At 66.2% G+C, this 19,407-nt stretch carries 13 protein-coding genes, 1 tRNA gene and 1 pseudogene; 7 read left to right on the forward strand and 8 right to left on the reverse strand.

All coding sequences use genetic code 11. The features are described 5' to 3' along the window. The coding region (locus AC16DP_RS51550; RefSeq protein WP_483957131.1) for a non-ribosomal peptide synthetase at nucleotides 1–3,797 on the forward strand (3,797 nt) is incomplete at its 5' end. A 584-nt stretch (nucleotides 3,798–4,381) separates the two neighbouring features. Here the strand turns inward: AC16DP_RS51550 and AC16DP_RS51555 are convergent. Next, nucleotides 4,382–4,606 carry a hypothetical protein gene (locus AC16DP_RS51555; RefSeq protein ID WP_329732320.1) on the reverse strand — a complete coding sequence of 75 codons (225 nt, stop codon included), beginning with the start codon at nucleotides 4,604–4,606 and terminating at the stop codon, nucleotides 4,382–4,384. A 146-nt stretch (nucleotides 4,607–4,752) separates the two neighbouring features. Between AC16DP_RS51555 and AC16DP_RS51560 the strand changes: the two genes are divergently transcribed. Further along, on the forward strand, nucleotides 4,753–5,967 hold the full coding sequence (locus AC16DP_RS51560) for a hypothetical protein (RefSeq protein ID WP_329732319.1): 1,215 nt from the start codon (nucleotides 4,753–4,755) through the stop codon (nucleotides 5,965–5,967). A gap of 120 nt (nucleotides 5,968–6,087) precedes the next feature. Here AC16DP_RS51560 and AC16DP_RS51565 read toward each other — a convergent pair whose 3' ends face one another. Further along, the gene (locus tag AC16DP_RS51565) at nucleotides 6,088–6,927 is read right to left on the reverse strand and encodes a DUF3396 domain-containing protein (RefSeq protein ID WP_329732318.1); all 840 of its coding nucleotides are present in this window, start codon (nucleotides 6,925–6,927) and stop codon (nucleotides 6,088–6,090) included. A gap of 68 nt (nucleotides 6,928–6,995) precedes the next feature. After that, on the reverse strand, nucleotides 6,996–7,754 hold the full coding sequence (locus tag AC16DP_RS51570; protein WP_329732317.1) for a hypothetical protein: 759 nt from the start codon (nucleotides 7,752–7,754) through the stop codon (nucleotides 6,996–6,998). Nucleotides 7,755–8,394: 640 nt separating this feature from the next. Between AC16DP_RS51570 and adhP the strand changes: the two genes are divergently transcribed. Then, nucleotides 8,395–9,417, forward strand: coding sequence for an alcohol dehydrogenase AdhP (adhP, locus tag AC16DP_RS51575; RefSeq protein ID WP_329732316.1), 1,023 nt, complete (start codon nucleotides 8,395–8,397; stop codon nucleotides 9,415–9,417). Between the two features lie 190 nt (nucleotides 9,418–9,607). Here the strand turns inward: adhP and AC16DP_RS51580 are convergent. Beyond that, nucleotides 9,608–9,681, reverse strand: a tRNA-Arg gene (locus AC16DP_RS51580). 456 nt (nucleotides 9,682–10,137) lie between these two features. Here AC16DP_RS51580 and sitA5 point away from each other — a divergent pair. Both sitA5 and AC16DP_RS51590 read left to right on the forward strand, forming a co-directional pair. Next, nucleotides 10,138–11,133: pseudogene (sitA5, locus tag AC16DP_RS51585) on the forward strand (SitA5 family polymorphic toxin); the annotation flags it as partial. A gap of 320 nt (nucleotides 11,134–11,453) precedes the next feature. Next, on the forward strand, nucleotides 11,454–11,678 hold the full coding sequence (locus AC16DP_RS51590) for a DUF2283 domain-containing protein (protein ID WP_329732314.1): 225 nt from the start codon (nucleotides 11,454–11,456) through the stop codon (nucleotides 11,676–11,678). A gap of 157 nt (nucleotides 11,679–11,835) precedes the next feature. On the opposite strand, the gene AC16DP_RS51595 is transcribed toward AC16DP_RS51590, so the two are convergent. Both AC16DP_RS51595 and AC16DP_RS51600 read right to left on the reverse strand, forming a co-directional pair. Then, on the reverse strand, nucleotides 11,836–11,982 hold the full coding sequence (locus tag AC16DP_RS51595; protein WP_329732313.1) for a hypothetical protein: 147 nt from the start codon (nucleotides 11,980–11,982) through the stop codon (nucleotides 11,836–11,838). A 214-nt stretch (nucleotides 11,983–12,196) separates the two neighbouring features. Further along, nucleotides 12,197–13,681 (reverse strand): DNA sulfur modification protein DndB, encoded by a 1,485-nt coding sequence (locus AC16DP_RS51600; protein ID WP_329732312.1) that lies wholly within the window; start codon nucleotides 13,679–13,681, stop codon nucleotides 12,197–12,199. 271 nt (nucleotides 13,682–13,952) lie between these two features. Between AC16DP_RS51600 and AC16DP_RS51605 the strand changes: the two genes are divergently transcribed. Beyond that, nucleotides 13,953–14,381 (forward strand): hypothetical protein, encoded by a 429-nt coding sequence (locus tag AC16DP_RS51605; protein ID WP_329732311.1) that lies wholly within the window; start codon nucleotides 13,953–13,955, stop codon nucleotides 14,379–14,381. Between the two features lie 68 nt (nucleotides 14,382–14,449). Next, nucleotides 14,450–14,740: a hypothetical protein gene (locus AC16DP_RS51610; protein WP_329732310.1), complete on the forward strand. Its 291-nt coding sequence runs from the start codon at nucleotides 14,450–14,452 to the stop codon at nucleotides 14,738–14,740. A gap of 508 nt (nucleotides 14,741–15,248) precedes the next feature. Here AC16DP_RS51610 and AC16DP_RS51615 read toward each other — a convergent pair. Together AC16DP_RS51615 and AC16DP_RS51620 are read right to left on the reverse strand one after the other, a co-directional pair. After that, nucleotides 15,249–15,722 carry a hypothetical protein gene (locus tag AC16DP_RS51615; protein ID WP_329732309.1) on the reverse strand — a complete coding sequence of 158 codons (474 nt, stop codon included), beginning with the start codon at nucleotides 15,720–15,722 and terminating at the stop codon, nucleotides 15,249–15,251. Between the two features lie 14 nt (nucleotides 15,723–15,736). After that, a complete protein-coding gene (locus AC16DP_RS51620) occupies nucleotides 15,737–19,270 on the reverse strand; it encodes a hypothetical protein (RefSeq protein WP_329732308.1) in 3,534 nt (1,177 codons plus the stop codon). Between the last annotated feature and the right edge of the window lie 137 nt (nucleotides 19,271–19,407).

A 19,407-nucleotide genomic window follows, 5' to 3' on the forward strand; every position in this document is an offset into this window, starting at 1 on the left:
TCCAGCGCATCGCTCCCGACGCCTCTCTTCCGCTGACGCTCGTGGACCTCTCCTCCCTGCCTCCCTCCGAGCGTCAGGCCGAGGCCCACCGTCTGGCCTTCCACTCCGTCATGCGGCCCTTTGACCTGGCCCATGGCCCGCTGCTTCACGCCTCGCTCTTCAAGCTCCAGCAGCAACTGCACATCCTCGCCCTCTCCATACACCACATCGTCTCCGACGGGTGGTCCATGGGCATCTTCGTGCGCGAGATGGCGGCCTTCTACCAGGCCTTCTCCTCCGGCCAGCCCTCACCCCTGCCCGAGCTGCCCCTGCAGTACGCCGACTACGCCGTCTGGCAGCGTCAGTGGCTGCAGGGCGCGGCGCTCGAGCAGCAGCTCTCCTATTGGCGCCAGCAGCTCTCCGGGGCTCCTTCCGCCCTCGAGCTGCCCACCGACAAGCCTCGTCCCTCCGTCCAGAGCCATAGCGGCGCACACATCGAGGTCCACCTCCCCAAGGCCCTCTCCGAGTCGCTCAAGGCCTTCTGCCAGCGTGAAGGCGTCACTCCCTTCATGGCCCTGTTGGCGGCCTTCCAGGTTTTGCTCTCCCGTTACTCGGGCCAGGACGACATCTCCGTCGGCTCGCCCATCGCCGGCCGTCGCCACGCCGAGCTCGAGGGGCTCATCGGCTTCTTCGTCAACACCCTCGTCCTGCGTGCCCGCCTCTCCGGTGTCTCCTCCTTCCGCGAGCTGCTGCACCAGGTGCGGGAAACCACCCTCGGTGCCTTCGCCCACCAGGACATCCCCTTCGAGAAGCTCGTCGAGGAACTGCGTCCTCCTCGCGACTTGAGCCGCACGCCTCTCTTCCAGGTGATGTTCGCCCTGCAGAACCTCCCGACGGGGGAGCTCCAGCTCCCAGGCCTCTCCCTGCGCCCCGTGGAGCCCGAGAGCACCACCGCCAGATTCGAGCTCTCCCTGGCGCTCAACGAGGTCCCGGAGGGCTTCGGCGGCACCCTCACCTACAACACCGACCTCTTCGACGCGCTCACCGCCGCGCGCATGATGCGTCACTTCCAGGTGCTCCTGGAGGCCATCGCCGCCCGTCCCTACACCGTGCTGCGCGACCTGCCCCTCCTCCCTCCCGAGGAGCGCCAGCAGGTGCTCGTCGAGTGGAACGACACGCGTACGGACTTCCCCCGCGACGCCACGCTCCACTCGCTCGTCCGCTCCCAGGCGCTGCGCACACCCGAGGCCACCGCCCTCGTCTCCGAGTCCGGTACTCTCACCTACCGCCAGCTCTCCGAGGCCTCCACGCGCCTGGCCCTGCACCTGCGCTCGCTCGGCGTGGGCCCCGGGTCTCTCGTCGCCCTCTGCATCGAGCGCTCCCCGGAGATGCTCGTCTCGCTCCTGGCCATCCTCGAGGCCGGCGCCGCCTGGGTACCAATGGATCCGGAGTACCCCGCCGAGCGCCTCGCCTTCATGCTCGAGGACAGTGACGCGACGCTGCTCGTCACCCGCTCCGCCCTGCTCCAGGCCCTGCCCGCCACCCGGGCCCAGGTCCTGCGGTTGGATTCGCTCGACGCACTGAACGCACTGCCTCCCGCGCCCCAGGGCACCGTCCTGCCCGAGCCCGAGGCCACCAGCCCCGCCTACGTCATCTACACGTCAGGCAGCACGGGCCGTCCCAAGGGCGTCCAGGTGGCCCACCGCGCCGCCGTCAACCACCTGCACTGGCGCCAGCGCGAGTTCCCCATGAGTCCCCAGGACGCCTTCCTCCAGAAGGCTTCCTTCAGCTTCGACATCTCCGTCTGGGAGATGTTCGCCCCGCTGTTGGCCGGTGCCCGGCTCGTGCTCGCGCGTCCCGGTGGCCAGAGAGACCCCGAGTACCTGGTGCGGATGGTGATGCGCCACGGAATCACCCACCTGCACTTCGGCCCCGCGCCGCTGTCCGTCTTCCTGCAGACGCCGGACGTCGAGCGTTGCCAATCCCTGCGCTTCGTCTTCTGCGGCGGCGAGCCCCTCACGCACGAGCTCCACGCGCTCTTCCTCTCCAAGCTGAGCGCCCGGCTCGTGCACCAGTACGGTCCCACGGAAGCCTGCATCGACAGCACAGCCTGGGTGTGCCCGCCTCACCCTGTCTCCGCGTTGCCCATCGGCCGTCCCATCTCCAACACCCAGGCCTACGTGGTGGACGCCTCGCTGCGGCCCGTGCCCGTCGGTGTTCCGGGTGAGTTGCTCATCGGTGGTGAGGGCCTGGCGCTCGGCTACCTGAACCGTCCGGAGCTGACGTCCGAGCGCTTCATCACGGACCCGTTCAGCACCACGCCCGGAGCCCGCCTCTACCGCACCGGTGACAAGGTGCGCTGGCTGGCCGACGGCACGCTCGAGTTCCTCGGCCGCCTCGACTCGCAGGTGAAACTGCGTGGCTTCCGCATCGAGCTCGGTGAGGTGGAGTCCGTGCTCCTCCAGCATGCCTCCGTGCGTCAGGCCGTGGCGCTCGTGCGCGAGGACGTCCCGGGCGACAGGCGGCTGGTGGCCTACGTCACCGGCGACTCGCCAGACGCCTCCAGCCTGCGCGCCTTCCTCCAGCAGCGTCTGCCCGAGTACATGGTGCCCTCGGCCTTCGTGGCCCTGGAGGCTCTGCCCCTCACCCCCAACGGCAAGCTGGATCGCAAGGCGCTGCCGGCGCCGGAGGCCTCGAACCGGGAGCACGAGCGGGCCTTCCTCCCGCCTCGGGACGAGCTGGAGCTGAAGGTGGCCCGCGTCTTCGAGGAGGTGCTGGGGGTGCAACCGGTGGGCGTGCGCGGCCACTTCTTCGAGCTGGGTGGACACTCGCTGCTCGCCGTGCGCCTCATGGGCCGGCTGCGCGAGGTGACGGGCCGCGGCCTGCCCCTGGCGACGCTCTTCCAGGCGCCCACGGTGGAGCAGCTCGCGCAGCTGCTGCGCGGGGAGCAGCGGGCCTGGACGCCCCTGGTGCCGCTGGTGCCCTGGGAGAAGGGGGACCCCCGCCGTCCGCTCTTCGTCGTCCACCCGGTGGGCGGCACGGTCATCGGGTACTCCGAGCTGGCGAGTCAGCTGGGTCCGAAGCAGCCGCTCTATGCCCTCGAGTCACGCGGCATGGACGGCTCGCTGCCTCCCCTCACGACGATCGAGGAGATGGCAACCCTCTACGTGGAGGCCATCCGCACCCTCCAGCCGTCCGGGCCCTACCTGCTCGGCGGCTGGTCCATGGGCGGCGTCATCGCCTACGAGATGACCCAGCAGCTGCTGCGCCAGGGCGAGCAGGTGGAGGTGTTGATGCTCATCGACTCGCAGGTGCCCAACGGGCGCCCCGCGCACGTGACGAACGAGGAAGAGGCCCTCCAGCGGGCCTTCGTGGGCCTGGTGGAGGAGTTCGTCGGCAATGGCTTCAAGGTGCCCGAGGAGCGGGTGAAGACGCTGGACCGCGAGGAGCTGCTGCACGTCATCCTGGAGGAGGCCCGCCAGGCCAACCTCGCCCTGCCGGACGTGGGGCTCGAGCAGGTGCGGGCCCTGCGGGACGTCTTCGAGGCCAACCTGCGAGCCAGCTGGCGCTACAAGGCCACCGCCTACGAGGGCGATCAGCTCACCCTGCTGCGCGCCGCCCAGGCGGCGGAGGGCCAGACGGAAGACCGGGGCTGGGCGGTGCTGGTGCCCGCCTCGGGCAGGCTGGACATCCACGAGGTGCCCGGGACGCACTTCGAGCTGTTGAAGCAGCCCCATGTGCAGTCCGTGGCCGAGCGGCTGCGCGAGTCCCTCGAGCGCGCCCACGAGCGGGCCGCCGTGAATCAAAGGAGCGCATAGGCGGGAGAGAGGCCAGGTGGAGGGAGCGGGCTGGAGCGAAGGGGCCAAGGAGGGCCGCTGAGGGGGGCCGCCCGAGCAGTGCGCCAGAGGTGACAACATCCGCCTCCCATGAACATGGTACGCTGGGAAATCCTGTCTCTCGATACAGTCGGGCTCGAAACCTACCGCGAGGCATCAGCTCTCGGAGCTCGTCACTGCCCATGGCACCTCGCCGCTCGAGGACGTGAAGGTGCAGCGCTCCGGCAAGCCGAAGGTGATGCTCGAGCTGTTGAATCCGGCGGGCACCCCGCAGCCGGTCAACGAGTTCTGCTCGCCCCTCCTCACTCCCCTCCCGTAGCCCTGCATCCCATCCCGGAGTCCGCCCGCATGGCCTCGCTCATCCACCGCATCCTTCCGCTCTGCCTCTCGCTGGCACTGGCTGGCTGCGACCTGCTCCTCGAGCCCGAGCCCCCCGCGCCCGCCCCGCTTCCGAACATCGTCCCGGTCCATGCCCCGGAGCCCCACGAGTGGAGCCGCGTCCCCATCGGCCAGCCCCTCGTGCTCGAGGTGGAGCTGCGCCTCGCCGACGGCTCGCTCGCGACCGATTACGAGCTCACCTGGGCGACTCCGGCCGACTCCGTCTCCGGGAGCACGGCGTACACCCACTCCGTCGAGGTGCTCCGGGAGCACGTCTCGCCGGGGCGGGAGCGGCTCGTCATCACCGGAAAGAGCACCATCGACTTTCCTGGAGTCGGCTGCCGGGTGCAGGTGCGCGACCCGAGCAGCGGCGTCTTCGCTCCTGGAATCCAGACGCTGGGCCCCTTCCACATCCGGTTCTACGGCTCCGAGCCGGCGACCCTCGCCCTGCCGCCCGCCGTGACGAGGCTCGGGGTCGGCGAGGTGCGGCCATTCGAGCTGCTCGCCACGGCCGTCCTGGAAGAGGGCTCCGCGAAGGGCCCCCCCCTCGCACCTCCCGGTGACGCTGGAGAGCTCGGCGCCCGCCGTGGTGCGGGTGGGCGAGGACGGCCGGACGCTGTACGCGCTCTCGGTGGGGACGGCGAAGCTCACCGCGAGGAGCGGCGCGGTGAGCCGGCAGACGGAGGTCACCGTCGACACGCTTGCCCTGGGCCGGCCATCACCCGCGACGCTGCGCTCGAAGCTCGATTCACCCAGGCCGGTGCTCTTCCCCCTCTTCACGCACCAGGGCGGAGCCATCCGCGGCGACGACCTGCTCGTGCTCGACGAGCGCGGGTGGCCGTTCGCCACCGCCGTCATCAACAACACGCTCTGGGCGATGGAATGGACCGGAACCGGGATCGGATGGTGGCGGCTCTCCCGGCCCGGCGAAGAGGTCATCGAGCGGGGCTCCTCCGTCTTCGACGAGCGTGGGAACCTGTACGTGGCCTACCGGACGCTCGGGCTGGGCATCGTCGTCGCGGAGCGGGCCAAGGGCGCCTCGCTCTCGGCGCTCCGGTACCGGCCGCTCTTCGCCCTCTCCGAGCTCTGGGCGGACCAGGACTGGCGCCCGACCTTCAGCTCCCTCGGGCACATCTCCCTCCAGCCGCGCACGGGAGGCGGGGCCTGGGTGCTCGTCCCGATCGAATTCGGTCAGGCCGCCGGCACCGACAGGTGCAGGACGATCTCCAAGCTCTTCGAGGTCGGTGATGAGAGCATCGGGGTCCAGCAGCTCTCGGACAACGTGCGCGAGACGCAGTGCGAGCTCCCGGCGGGCTCGATACGCTGGCCGAGCTCCAGCGTCCTCTACGGCCAGAGGGCGGGCGTCGCACGGCCGGACCTCTTCCTGTCCACGCTGTTCGCGGGAACGACGGTGGGCAGAGGACTGCTGCTCGCCAGTGCCGACGGGAGTTGGATGATGCCGAACGTCAACCTGTTCCCGCGGGCGGGCCGCCCGGACGGGCATGTGTCCCCCGGAGTCATCCTGGTCTACGCGGACAAGGATCGGGCGCTGCTGCCCCCCGAGGTTCCCTCCGTGACGTACTGGAGCAGCGACGCGAACGATCTGCCGCGGCAGTACGCGGGAGCGAACTACCTGGTCCGGGGGAGCACCGTCGTCCCGGTGATCGCCGGCCGGCTCTTCCAGGGCGATGCCATCCACCTGCACCTGCTCTCGGACAACCTGGTCGACGCGAGCGACCCCATCGCCGTCACCGCCATCCCCGGCGGACCGTGAGCGCGGCCGGACCGCATCGGCCCTGAACTCCGGGGTAAAACTCCGCCTCTTCCTTCGCTCCATGAACACTACCTCCCGTGTAGCCGACTGATGAGGTGTGTCCACAAAACCGGGGCAGGCTCACTCGAGAAAGCGGCGCTCCCAGCGAAGGAACTCATCCGGCGGCAGGTTCTCCCCATGTGTGGGGGGGGGCCTGAACAGCCATGGCTCCAACACATGGGCCAGTTCGCGGTACTCCGGCAGGATTTGACCCTGCTGGGTGTCGCCTGCTTCAGGCCATGCGCCGAGAGTGACCACGCCGCGGTTTCCCTCCAGGGCTTGCACGGTTGTCCGTGGCGAGCGCAGGCGCGCTTGCAATCCCACCGTGCCTCCCAGCTCACCGAGTACCGGCTGGCCAAGGAACGTCAGCCACGACGGCCCGCGGACTCGCGAACCCATTCGCAATGAGTTCCAATGCAGGAGGGGGAGGTCCATACCAGGGTAACGCATCCAGAGTTTGCGGACCTCCCGGGCTACCCCCATCAATCCCAGGTCGCAATTGAACGAGAGGCCGGCATTGCCAGAGCAGAAGGGTAATGCCGATGCGATCTCGATCGCCATGTTCCGGACCCGCTCGGGGCCGTGTTCCTCGAGATATTCCGTGGGCAGCCAGAAGGATACCGCGGAAGTTGCATCCGGCTCGGTTTCCAGGAAGGAAGGGTCCAGCCACCTGCCTTCGTAGGTGAATCGATAGCGGTCTTCAACGTCCGACGTGTCGGTCAGTTTGGCGTATGATCTCCGGGGGTGGTTCAACCTGTCACGAATGACAGACCAGCCCGTATCGTCCAGCAACTGCCAGTCGCCCGCTTCATCGGCATACAATCCCAACGCGTCGGCTCCGACTGCGCGCAGAAACGTCTCGAGTGACTGGCTGACGGCTCGCGAGATCTCCGCGTGAGAGTGGCGCATGTAGAAGGTCATGCTCAGCCCCTCTCTGATCAGGAGATAGCCATTCCTGGCGTGAATGCGGACTCTGGGGTAATGGGGGTTCATTCGAGAACTCCCAGCCAGGGGACGATGCGCGCGACGAAAGGCGCGATGTATCTTTCGTAGATGGTGTTTTGGTATTGTCCTGCAAAGGGATGGTCCTCGGGGTACCGCGACCAGTCCGGCGGCTTGCCCTTTTCTCCGCAGGGGAATTTGAAGTCATAGACGGCTTGAGCATGGAGGGGATCTCCCTCGTGAATGACGACGTCCGGCTTGACGGTTCCTTTCAACTCCGCGCCATTGCCCGTGTTCACGAGGGCTTCTTCGTCCTCCGTGCTGACGAGCTTCTTCTCCCCCGTCTTGGGGTCGACGATGCGGTAGCGCTGTTCCAGGCTGTAGCGTCCCTTCCGGAGCGCCCCCAATTCCAGGTCGGCGCAATCCCTGGCGGCCTTGTGCATCTCCTCGCCGAGCCGCTGCGCCCAGGTCATCTTCCGGCCCGTGTCAGCCCTGGTCGTCTGGCGGCACTCCTCGGAGTCAGGGGTCTCCTTCTTGAATTGGCCTCGATGACGGGCGAGCACGTCCGCACGGGCCCGGTTGGCGCACTCCTCCAACTTCTTTTCAATGGATGGCTGCTGTTCCTCGAACAGCTTCATCAGGGCCGCGGTGGAGGCCACCGCGGTCCCCACCTGCCGCACGGTCTCGAAATCCTTTCCAGCAACAACGGCACACGTCGCTGGGTCCTTGCAGGTCTTCGTCGTGTCGAACCCGTAAGTGCTCGGGGCGATACACAGTGCGTACAGCAATGCACCCCACACGAACATGGCCCGGGGTGTTGCTGGCTTGCAGGTGCTCTTCCAGTAACACCTGAATCTTGCAGACATCCGGGTTGGCTCCCGGGCCGGATGGCCGACCCTTTCCATGCTCGACTGGAATCCAGAGACTTCCAGGAAGCGCGATTGCAAGAGTTGGGCCCGGAAACCAGCTTCGTGGGATTGAACCTGCGCCCTGCTATTCAAGGACTTGATGGGTGGGTCAGTATGACCTCTGGAGTCAGGCTGCTCCACTGTTTACGGCCCCGTTTGTCAACTGCTTTGACATCCACGAAGCAGGTCCCAGGAATTCCGGCTACTTATCCAGGCTCCGTGCGGCCATGGGGGAGTGTCCGCATCCAGGACAGCTGTGTGCAGGGTTCCGGCAGCCCGTCTCACATGACTCGCCCAAGCCGTCGCGCCCGAGCCGTCCGTTCCCCACGGTGCAAGAGGGCGGGCTGGAGATGCCGGCGCCGGGCGGGCATGAGAGGCCTCCTCGGGCGACTCGGATTTCGTTCGGTTCCATCTCAGGAGCGCACTTCAATGCGGTAGGAGCGCGGCCAGCGGGCCGCTCGGCACCCCGCACGTTGCTCCTGGGGGACGTTGCCCGACGTGTGGATCAGTCCCAGTCATGGAGAAGGGGAGGTATGCCATGCCCGACACCATGAAGGCCGCAGTCGTCCACGCGTTCGGTCAGCCCCTGGCCATTGAAGCAGTCCCCATTGCGAGGCCCGGTCCGGGGCAGGCCCTCCTCAAGGTGGCCGCCTGCGGCGTGTGCCATACGGACCTGCATGCGGCTCAGGGTGACTGGCCGGCCAAACCCACCCTGCCCTTCATTCCAGGGCACGAGGGGACGGGGACGGTGGCAGCGGTGGGGCCCGGCGTACGGGCGGTGCGCGAAGGGGACCGGGTGGGGGTGCCCTGGCTCTACACGGCGTGCGGGCACTGCGAGTATTGCGTCACCGGCTGGGAGACGGTGTGCCCGGAGCAGAAGAACACCGGCTACTCCGTCAACGGGGGCTATGCCGAGTACATCCTGGCCGATGCCCAGTACGTGGGCCACCTGCCGAAGGGATTGGGTTTCGCCGAGGGAGCGCCCCTGCTCTGCGCGGGAGTCACCGTCTACAAGGGTCTCAAGGAGACAGAGGCGCGGCCGGGCCAGTGGGTCGTCATCTCCGGCATCGGGGGGCTGGGCCACATGGCGGTGCAGTACGCCCGGGCCATGGGCCTGCACGTGGCCGCGGTGGATGTCGCCGACGCCAAGCTGGCCCTGGCCCGGCGTCTGGGAGCCGAGCTCACCATCAACGCGCGGCAGGAGGATCCCGTGGCGCGGGTGGCGAGAGAGTTCGGCGGCGCTCACGGGGTGCTCGTCACAGCCGTCTCACCCCAGGCCTTCACCCAGGCCGTGGGCATGGTGCGTCGGCGAGGCACGGTGGCGCTGGTGGGTCTGCCTCCGGGTGATTTCACCGCGCCCATCTTCGATGTGGTGCTCAAGCGGTTGACGATCCGGGGCTCCATCGTGGGCTCGCGCGCCGATCTCGCCGAGGCGCTCCAGTTCGGGGCGGAGGGCAAGGTCCGGACCACCTTCACCCAGGCGCCGCTGGAGTCCATCAACGACATCTTCGCGCGGATGAAGGCCGGCGAGCTCGAGGGGCGGGTGGTCCTCTCGTTCTGACGCACGGCCCACGAGCCGCTCACGCGCCCTGCGCCTCACGGGCTCTGAAGGAAGCGCGGCTCGCCCGGGGCGCCGTGGGCCACGAGGGCATGGAGCCGCGCCAACCCCGTGGGCGCACGTTCCCGAACGCCGCTGAACACCACCGGGCAGAAAAAAGCCCTGCTTCCAGGGACTTGGGAAGCAGGGCGAGTGGCCCCGGCTGGAATCGAACCAGCGGCCTGCGGTTTAGGAAACCGCCGCTCTATCCAACTGAGCTACGGGACCGTGGGTGAGACGGGGTTTACAGCAGGCAACCCGTCCGATGCAACGACGGCGAACAGCTCGGATGGCTGACATGGGGAAGCTCCCGCCAGGCCAGCACCGTTCGAGCGTGCCCCTGACGCCTACCTGACAAAGAGCCAGGCCGCCCGGAAGGCCGCCGACGAGGCGGTCTTCATGGAGGCCGAGCTGGTAGGCCGCTTCCTCGCCCACCTCGAGGCCGAGGGCCGCACGGAGCGATACCGGCGCAACATGCGGACCTACCTCGCCCAGTGGGCCCAACCAGCCAGGACGTCAGCGGGGATGACCGCCAAGGTCCTTATGCCGAAGCACGGGGCGCTCTTGATGAGCCCCTCGATTGACGCCGCCGAGAGCGGCGGACACCGGGAGTTGTCAGACCAATAGGGTACACCTTCGGACTGGCTACCCATCAGGGTGTTGCCATCATCAGGGGGAATTCCCATGAAGCTGGGCTGGACGGCGGCGCTGCTGGTGCTCCTCGCCGGGTGTGCTACCGCTTCTCGGGTCGTGCGCCTGGACACGGGCCAGGCCGACACTCTCGTTTTCACCCCACGCTCCGGTGCCGAGCCGGTGAGGTTGAACGGCGACGAGTTCAAGGAGGCCGTGGCGAAGCGTGCCTGGGAGATTCGGCCCTCCGCTCGGCCCCAGGAGGCCGCCCGGAAGTTGTTCGAGATCGAGGCGCGGAGTGGTTCGTACACGTACGAGACGCGCAGCCGCCGCGTCACTCCACTCGGGCCGGACGAACATCTGGAGGAGGCACCACCGACGGCGGAGGTGGAGTTGACGCGCGACTACCTGCGCTGGTGCGAGCGCACCGGCAGGCCCGGAGACTGTCTCCGCCTGCTGACGGAGAGCCCCATCGTCAACGGGGACGGCCGTTTCGCCCTGGCCCTGGCCCTTGCCAAGGGCGCCGTGCTCGACGAGATGCTGGAGGCGTTCAAGGACATGGCCGACCCCCACGCCATGGTGGCGGCGGTTCTCTGGACCTGGACCACGTACATGCTCCTCATCTCGATTCCCGACGTGACGGTCTCGAAGGGTCTCGCGGCGGTGATGACCGCCACCCTCATCTCCTACGTGGGCGTCGACACCTTCTGGGGCCTCGTCGTGGGCTTCAAGCGGCTGATGGACGAGGCGGATCGGGCCGCCACGTTCAACGAGCTGCGCGAGGCCGGGGAGCGGTACGGGAAGGTCATGGGCCGCAACGCGGCGCGTGCGTTCGCCATGCTGGCCACGGTGGCGCTCGGCAACACGGCGACGGGGTTGGCGGCGAAGGTGCCGACGCTGCCCGGTGCGATGCAGGCGGCGGCGCAGGCGGAGATGCAGGTGGGCCTCCGCCTCGCGGCAGTGGGGGAAGTCGAGACGGTTGCCGTGAGTGCCGAGGCCGTCACTATCACCCTCGCCCCCAACGCGGTCGCGATGTCGGCCGGAGATGGCCGAGGCAACGGCCATGTCACGGGCGAGTTGACAGGAGGCGCGTCGGATATCCACGTTGACAAGGTGGTCAACAGCAACATGCCGCACGCGGCGGAACGTGCGGTTGAACGGGCTGGTTTCTCGAGCGTGCAGGATGCTCGCGCTGCCTTGCAGGAGTTCGGCCGACAGATCGAGAAGTCGGGGCTTCCGCCCGGAACCATTCGGGACACGGCCCACGCGGACCGCGTCATCGTTCCTGGCTTTGGCCGAGGTGGTGCGGTCGTCTATCAGCTCAGGGATGGTGTATTGAAGCTGAAGACCGTTTTGCAGTGGAGGCCGTAATGGGGCAGACGGATTCCAAGAAGAAGCTCGGGCGCTTCGAGCTGCGAGTCTCCGAAGACGATCAGGACGTGGCCTATTTGCGCCTCCCGAGTCACCCCGGTGAGACCTGCAAGATGTCGAAATCGATCAGGCTGGCCGAACTCATGGGGTCCTACACGGGCCCCGATGTGGTGCTCGACTTCGACCAGGATGGAGTCCTGGTCGGGATCGAGTTCCTGGCGTGATGCCCTGCCGATGATGACGCGCATGGCCCCGCCTTGAGCTGAGCACCCAGTGGTGGGCTCTACTGGTCGGGGGAATGAAAATGACCCAGCAGGTTGGATCGAAAAAGCGTGAAGGCCGCCCCGCGCACGAACGGGGCAGCCCTCACTCTGCTACCTTCTACTTCTTACGGCGGCAGCGGCACCCGAAGGGCCATGCACGGTAACCGTACTTCTGGGCGTCCATGACCTTCCCAGTCCGGTAGTGCACGTAGCTGCGGACGAAACCGCACCCGCACGTCGGGCACAGCACAGGCTTGTGAGTCACGCGAACACCTCCTTCCTTGGTTGGCGGAGGAGCCACCTCCACCTTGTTGACACAAGGAGGGCATCGCGTTAACGCTACCGGTAGCCATACCGTAGTTGTTAACGCGCTCCTTGCGCGTGCTATCGGCCGGTTCCGGGGGAGCGCCCGGGCCGGCCGAAGTTCTTTCCTGAGACCACCAGACTACGTGTGCACTACCCGCCCTTGGGCTCTGGGCTTAGGCGGCAGTGGAGACCTTCTTCATGGTCTCCTGCTGCACCTTCACCAGCGCAGGGCGCTTCGGCAGGCCCAGCTTCCAGCGGATAACGTCACCCAAGTGCCGCTGCACGTCGCGGCTGTTGGTGCTGAACCGCATCACTTGCTTCACCGAGTCCCAGCTGCCGATCGTCAGGTTGAAACCTGCCGTCTCTGGCGTGATGGCGTCGGAGATGCCCGGGCACAGTTCCTCTCGCTTGGAGGTCGGCTCCTCGAAAATCCGCCACATCGGATTCGTATGTGTGAAGTCGATCTGGTGCTTCTCAAGTGCGCTCAGGAACGTCTCAAGGTGCATCGAGTTCTCCTCGCGCGAAGCATTGAAGGTGTACACGAGCTGCGCCAGAGCCTTGATCACCACCGGTTGCGCCAGCACGGTCTTGTCGTTGGAGGCGGGCTCGCCGAAATGGGGGACACGCGAAATCGCGCGCCAGAAGCGCCGCCCCAGGTCGTAGCAAGTATTCACCGCCGCAGGTTTCACCTTCTTCGGATCGGTCTGACCGGCGAACAGGAGGCTACAGGCCAGCACGATGTCCTTTCGAGAAACCGAGCCGTTATTCAGGTTCCAGATGTGATTGGCGTCTTGCTCCACGAGCGGCGCCTTGAGGATCTTTTCTTCCTCCAAGACCTTCCGGATGAAGAGATTCACCGGGTTGCCAGTATCGAAGGAGTTGGCAATCGACTTCTCGACCGTCTTGGCCAGGTTGTTCAGGTCATGGAAGAGCTGTCGCTCCTGCACCGGGTCGAGACCGAGGTGGATAGTTACATCCACGGTGCAGTTGCTCCGCGCTGCCTCAAGGGCCAAGTTCCAGAGCCGCCGCTCGCCGGAAGATAGAACCAACTCGCCGTTCGTCGGCACATATAGCCCCTTCTTCGGGTAGCGCTTCGTGCTCGTCACCGGCCGCAAGAAGCCGTTGATGACCATGTTCATCGCCTCGCGGCGGTGCTGGCCGTCCACAACCCAGAAAATCTGACCGCTTCCGAGGTACAGGATCGTAGCGCCGTTCTCGAGCTGCCTGGCGCGTAGGTCGGTGCCACCGGGCGCGCACTCCCGGATGTTGACCGTCATCGCCTGAAGCGCCAGGTACGGCTGCTCGCCGAGTTCTCGGAGGACGGCGGCAATCACATCATCCAACGAGGTGTCGCTGGCCGCCTTGAGCTTGCGCTGGACCGCCATCACGAGGCCCTTGAGCATGTACTTGGCGATACGGGTTGCATGCTCCTTATCCAGGCGACGGTTCGACACGCTCTCCGCATCTTCGCCGCGCTCGGCGACCCGGTGCTCGTTGGCCACCTCGCTGTTCTCGTAGAACTTCAAGAAGGGCAGCGTCGCGTTGAGCGTCTTCTGGCCGAATTGGTACCCCACCAGGACCGAGATGGGATCGGGTACGACATTGCCGCCTTCGGCGATGTCCCCCAGCGTCGTTTCAGCTTCGAGAGTCATCTTCATCTCCGCATCCATGAAGCGCCAGGCTGGCGTTCGAGGGCTACAACCGATACCATTCCAGCAGCCGGGCACCAATAAAAATGCGCCAGGCACAAAAAAAATCGCGCCTGGGCTATTCTGGTGAGCAGGCCCGCAGCCGACATCGGCCGCTTCGCTACTGCACCATGCTGGCGTAGCTACGTGTCGTGACCGCATAGCGGATGCCTATTGACCCATAGCTAAAATCGAGGGACATTCCCGCTATCGAGCTTCTTCGATAGCGGAAGGAAGCGCTATGGTGATCCTTGGAGTCCAGCTCAGCGACGACGTGCTGCCTGCTCTGCATGCAGCAGGGCAACGACATGGTGGGGTGACGGAGGCGATGGCTCGCTACGTCATCGAAGGACTCGTACGCGAGGGGCTCTACCAGCCGACGGACAGCACCTCGAACGGCGAGGACGTTGATGCCCTGGATGGGGCTTTGATGTCCTTCCTCGATGAAGCCATGAGCCGAGTTCGTCAGATGGTGCCCGTCGGTGAGACGTTCTCCCTCAACGCCGACCATCCCGGTGCCATCCGCCTCTTCACCAAGGAGGAATGGCAGCAACTCAACATCAAGCCGACAGCGTACGGCCGTGCCTTCAAGACCCGTGTCACGGCCGAACTGGCCGACCCCTACGAAAAGTCGTCGCAGAACAAACAGATCTACCGCCGCCGCAGCTGACGCCCCGTTCCCGTCCTGGCAGCCAGCAAGGCTGCCCCTGCCCAACTCCCAAGCCCAGAAGATTGACCATGACCTCTCAAATCCCGACGCTCTTCATCAAACGCGCCATCCTTGACGTCGCACGCAAGAACCGGTCGTTCGACTCGCATGACGTCATCAAACGCTTCATCGAGCTCTACACCGCCGCCTACCACGCTGCCCTGCAAAAACTCCAAGGCCGACGCAGTCCCGTGCATGCTCTGCACACGCTGCTGGGCTGCCGCATCGCCAAGATCTGCCAGCAGCTGGGCTACCAGCGTCAGCAATCGCGCAGCACTGACATCCATGGCCAGCACAGCCGCTGCCTGCGCTGGGTCTGACCTTCTTCCATTCCTATTGACCCGCTGATGCCTCCAGCATCGCTTGTCGCCGCCCCCCGCCTGGCTTCTAGAGGCCCTGGCGGGGTGGCTTGAAGCCGGGCGGGATGACAGCTGGGGCAGTTTCGCGGTCAGCGCGATCCCGTAGGAGATCAGCCATGCTCGGTCAGTACGTAATCTGTACGTAATTGGCCGGTCGCTGGTGAACGTGGATGAACGCCAGCGTCCAGTAGTCTCGGAGGTTTACCCGGCTCCACCCGAGGGCCGAGCGGCCCTTCAAGGGTTAGGAAACCGCCGCTCTATCCAACTGAGCTACGGGACCAAGACTGCGGGGAGGACTTATAGCAGGCGACCCGCCTTATGCAACGACGGCGAACAGCCCGGAAGGCTGACGCGGTGACGAGGTCGCACGCCGTTCACCACTGACCATACCCAAGCCCGACGCCACGTCGAGCCCTCGGATGGTGTCGTGGTTGAGGACCAGGCCCAGGCCTGCACTCTCTCCCACTACTCAGTCGATGGCGACCTCGAGCCCTCGTACGAGGGCGTCGATGAGGAACTGCCGCAAGGCAAGCACCGCGTTCATGGTGTTCGACAGCGTCTGAACGGTGCGGCCCTCTTTGTCCTCGTACGTGTCCACGAGCCCAGGCGCCTTCGCCAGAACAGCAGCGGCAGGCCCGGGGCGAAGCTGCCACCGGTCGTCCGCCACCTTTGACACATCATCCTCGATGCCCTGCAGCAGGTCGACGATGCGACCGAGGTCCAGCAGTGGAATCAGCCGGTGGAACGACTCGCTCTCCAGTAGATCGTGCTCAAGGATGTGACGTAGGCGCGCGCCCTTCTGTGTGTTGACCAGTTCGAGCAGCTGACATGCTTGGTCCAGGTAGCGGGAGCCCTCGGAAAGCTCGTCGCGAAGCCCGGCCGGGTTCTGAATGGGATCGAAGTCCGCTTCGCCCTCATCGAGTCCAAGAATGTAGAGGTGCATGCGTCGTGCTCCACTCAGGGCGCGGGTGCGCCACCGCTGCCATTGCTCTGCTGCTGGGCCTGCCATTCCTCAAAGAGCTTCGCGGCAAGATTCTTGAGGTCGCTTTCAGTCAGCCCCAGCGACTCATTGTAGATCTTCTGGTTCTTCGGGTCGCCCACCGGAACCGGACCGCGGTGCGCCTTCTGGGCCGCCGCATCGCTGGAGAGGTCGAGCTGTTTCGTGATGTCGGTGCCGTGCAGTTCGAACCGGATGGTTTCATCGCCCGCGGCGGCTTTCTCGAACAGCCGGCCCACCTCATCGAGCTGCTTTTGCGCCTTACCGGGGGTGTCCCCGGCACCGGACTTCACCTCTTCGCGATAGCGGATGCGCGCCTTGCCGAAGGGCTGCTCTTCGACCAGCAGGAGATCGATCTCCCCCACCTTGATGTACACCTTCCCGTCCTTGAGGAAGGCGCCCTCGAAGGCCTTGCCGTCGTTCTTCGCCGCGAAGTCGGCGCGGAACTCCTCCACCGAGCGAAAGCCTTTCTGCTCCTGGATGACCCGGATACCGCGGTGTAGGACCTTGCCGGGATTGTTGCCGCCATGCGCCGCGAGCACCTCTTCGGCTGCCACCTCCTCGGCGATGAACCCCCGCAGGCCATGCTGCTTGTCCTCGGCTGACCCCTTCCCCAAGAGGACGTCGCGGACCTCTCGCCTGCGTAGGAAGTCGGACTCGAGGAGCCGCTTCTTGAACGTCTGGACGAGCTCGCTCGACCTCTCCACCACGGACTTGTCGGCGGTCCTCGCCTTGGCTCGCGCCTTGGCCATCCCCTCCAGGTAGACCGCCCCTCCCTGCTTCTGGACGTTCTCCCAGATGATCCGCTCGGACTCGGAGTTGCGCCGCATTGACTGCAACTGCTCGCGCGCCGTCGGCGAGAGCTTCTGCTCGAGATTGTCGAGGGCGGCGCTGGCCTTTGCTTCGACCACCGCATCAATGGCCGGCTGCTTGGAGGCATTCGTCGCGGACTGGTTGTCCGTCCCGCGCTTGCGAACGAGCTCTTTGAGCTTCGCCTGTCGCTCGAGGTACGCCTTGCCACCCTCTTTCTCCAACAAGGCGCGGACCTGTGTGTCCTCCATCTGCTCGCACAACTCCGCCAGCGCCTTCTTGGCCTTGGGCGTCAGACGCGTGGTGAGCCGCTCAAGCCACTGCTTCGCGGGGATCTCGGGATCCGGCGCGTCCGCCGCCAGGCGTTCCTCAAGGTGCCCGTGCTGGTCCGCCACTGCCTGCTCGACGGCTCCTTCGCCCAGGTTCTTCACCACCTCCGCGAGGGCCGCCTGGGCCTGCTCGGCGGTCGCCGCCTTCTCGATCGCCTGGATGGCCTTCTTCACCTCGGCGTCCAGTCGCTGGACCTGCTGCTCCACGGCGGCCGGCGCGTCATGCACGGCCCGGAGCAATTCCTGCCGCAGGCGCTCCAGCGAGGCCTGGGCCTCCGGAGTCCCGGCGATCTTCTGGTATTGTTGGCCCTGCTCCTTCGTGAGTCCAGTGAGTTCCAGGAGCGGTTGATCTCCGGCGGCGAGACGATCCGCGAGCGCCTTGCCGCTCTTGATGGTCTGGAGCACCTTGGCCTGCTCCATCATCATCTTCTTCGTCTGGCCGAGCGCCGCCCACATGGCGGCCTGCTTCTGGCGCAACTCGAAGAACAGGTCCGCGCGCCATTTGATGAACGCTTGGCCCCGCGGGGTCCCCGCCACCGTCTCACGCGCGCGGCGGAAGACCGTGCCCACGTTCTGCAGCCGGCTTCCCAGCGGGAGCCGGCCTATGAACCGGGACGACAGGCCCGAGCCCAGCATCGCCGCGCCGATGATGGTGTTGTTGGTCGCCGCTGAGGCACTGTCCACCTCGGCGCGGAAAGTGGCCCCAGTGGTGGCCTCGCCAGCTGCCTGGATGCGCAGCGTGTATTCGGCACCGCCGAGGACGAGCATCCCAACCCCGAGATAGAGGGCAGTGGTGGCAAGCACGGCCACATTAACGCCAGGGATGAACAGCAGGCCCACGTAGATGAGCGCCGCCACGGTGCCGAGTACGGCCGCCGTCAAGCCCAAGGTCTTGGAGAGCGCGCCGAGCCCCGATGCCCACCGCGAGTAGGCGTTGCGGTCACCATCCGCTGCGGCCCGGATGTCGCCGGCCATGGCGGTGGCGAGCTCGTCCAACCGGACCATCGAGCGTGCCATCCCCAATGCCGTCTGGCCGGGATGTTCGAGCATGTGCTCGAGCTGCGCTGCCGACTGCTTCCAAGCGAGGTCGCGGGCCAGCGAGCGTCGTTCTCTCGCGCTGAGCGAAGGCAACCGACTGGCATCGAAGCCCTCCCAGACCTGCTGCGACACGTCCTCCAGCGTGGGTTCCCCGGTGGGTTGCTGCGCGGCGGCGGCCGCGATCTGCTCGGTAAGCGCCTGGCGGTGGAAGAGAAAGGCGTCCACCGCTTTTTCGAACTGGTCCAGGTCCTTGCTGAGCGAGGTGGCCAGCAGCTTGTAGAGGGAGCGCTCCTCGGAGGTCAGTTGCTTGAGCTTCTCTCCTATGCGAGCGAGCTGCGAGTAATTCTCGGGCTTGGCCGTCGCCGTGCCGGGCAACAGAGACTTGACGTCCTGGGGCAAAGCGTCGAACCGGGCCTTGTCGGCGGCAGTCGCGACCTCCTCCTCGCGGAGGACATCGTCCTCGATGGCGTCTCGGAGGCGCTGCTGCTCCTCCTTCGACCCCTCAGTGCCCCCGGGCTTGTACCCGGCACGCTGCTCGAACTCCTGGTCCACTTTCTCCCGAATGCGCTGCTGGTACGTTTTGGAACTCCCTTTGAAGCGCTGCTGGCGATCCTTCGCCTCGCGCTCGGCCGTCGCGTAGGTCTTGCCGGTCTTGCCGTACATCACCTTCTGGTAGAGGCTGGCCTCGACGACGAACTCCACGAACCCCGCCGCGCGCGCTTCTTTGGTGATGGAGAAAGTGACGAACAAGCCCTCGCTCTGGACGAGGCGTTGCGCGGCAGGCATGTCGAGCTTGAACGCACGCATGCAGGCATGGACAACGAGGTTCTGGTCGCTCAGCTCCCCCGTAATGAAAAGTTTGAACGGGCCAACGTACACCTTGGTTGGTGTCTGGGAGGCCTCCTTGCCGTTTTGCGGAGCGCTCCGCTGGAACGAGGGGCTCCGCTGAGACTGTGCAGCCCGCGTCTCATGCTTCGCCAGGGCGACAGCGATCGGCGCCGTGCTCGAGGCCTGGATTTGAAAGACGGGTGGCTCGAGTTCGAGCACCAGCAGCTTGCCGTTCGTGAAGGCATCGGTGAGGCGTTGCGCGAGCTGCTTCTCGCGGCCCCCGCTGCCTGTTCCCGAGGAGAATGTGGGCTGGTTCCTCTCCAGGGCTTCGTAGATCTCCTGAAGGGTCTGCTTGCGCGAACGCAACCAATCCGGCAGATGCATGAGCACCTTGCCCACAGGGACAAGGCGGTTGGTCTCGCGGGCGGCCGCGTCGTTGAACCCGACGATGAGATACGAGGCCAGCTTCCACTGTTTGTTGAAGGACATGGGGTTGGCTGCTCGGCACCGGAGGTCGGCGGATCGTAGCCGAGCATAGGACGGATAGGGGCCTGGCTGACAGAGAGCCAGGCGCCCGGCAGGCCGCCGGCGAGGCCATCCTCATGGACGGACCCGGATGAAACGCA

The sequence above is a fragment of the Archangium sp. genome (genome assembly GCF_057119385.1).

Coding starts and splice junctions, on each gene's coding strand:
- AC16DP_RS51615 (WP_329732309.1), bottom strand. CDS start 15,722: ATGCACCTCTACATTCTTGGACTCGATGAGGGCGAAGCGGACTTCGAT.
- AC16DP_RS51600 (WP_329732312.1), bottom strand. CDS start 13,681: ATGAAGATGACTCTCGAAGCTGAAACGACGCTGGGGGACATCGCCGAA.
- AC16DP_RS51620 (WP_329732308.1), bottom strand. CDS start 19,270: ATGTCCTTCAACAAACAGTGGAAGCTGGCCTCGTATCTCATCGTCGGG.
- AC16DP_RS51570 (WP_329732317.1), bottom strand. CDS start 7,754: ATGTTCGTGTGGGGTGCATTGCTGTACGCACTGTGTATCGCCCCGAGC.
- AC16DP_RS51605 (WP_329732311.1), top strand. CDS start 13,953: ATGGTGATCCTTGGAGTCCAGCTCAGCGACGACGTGCTGCCTGCTCTG.
- AC16DP_RS51610 (WP_329732310.1), top strand. CDS start 14,450: ATGACCTCTCAAATCCCGACGCTCTTCATCAAACGCGCCATCCTTGAC.
- adhP (WP_329732316.1), top strand. CDS start 8,395: ATGCCCGACACCATGAAGGCCGCAGTCGTCCACGCGTTCGGTCAGCCC.
- AC16DP_RS51565 (WP_329732318.1), bottom strand. CDS start 6,927: ATGACCTTCTACATGCGCCACTCTCACGCGGAGATCTCGCGAGCCGTC.
- AC16DP_RS51590 (WP_329732314.1), top strand. CDS start 11,454: ATGGGGCAGACGGATTCCAAGAAGAAGCTCGGGCGCTTCGAGCTGCGA.
- AC16DP_RS51555 (WP_329732320.1), bottom strand. CDS start 4,606: ATGTGGAAGGGGCCCAGCGTCTGGATTCCAGGAGCGAAGACGCCGCTG.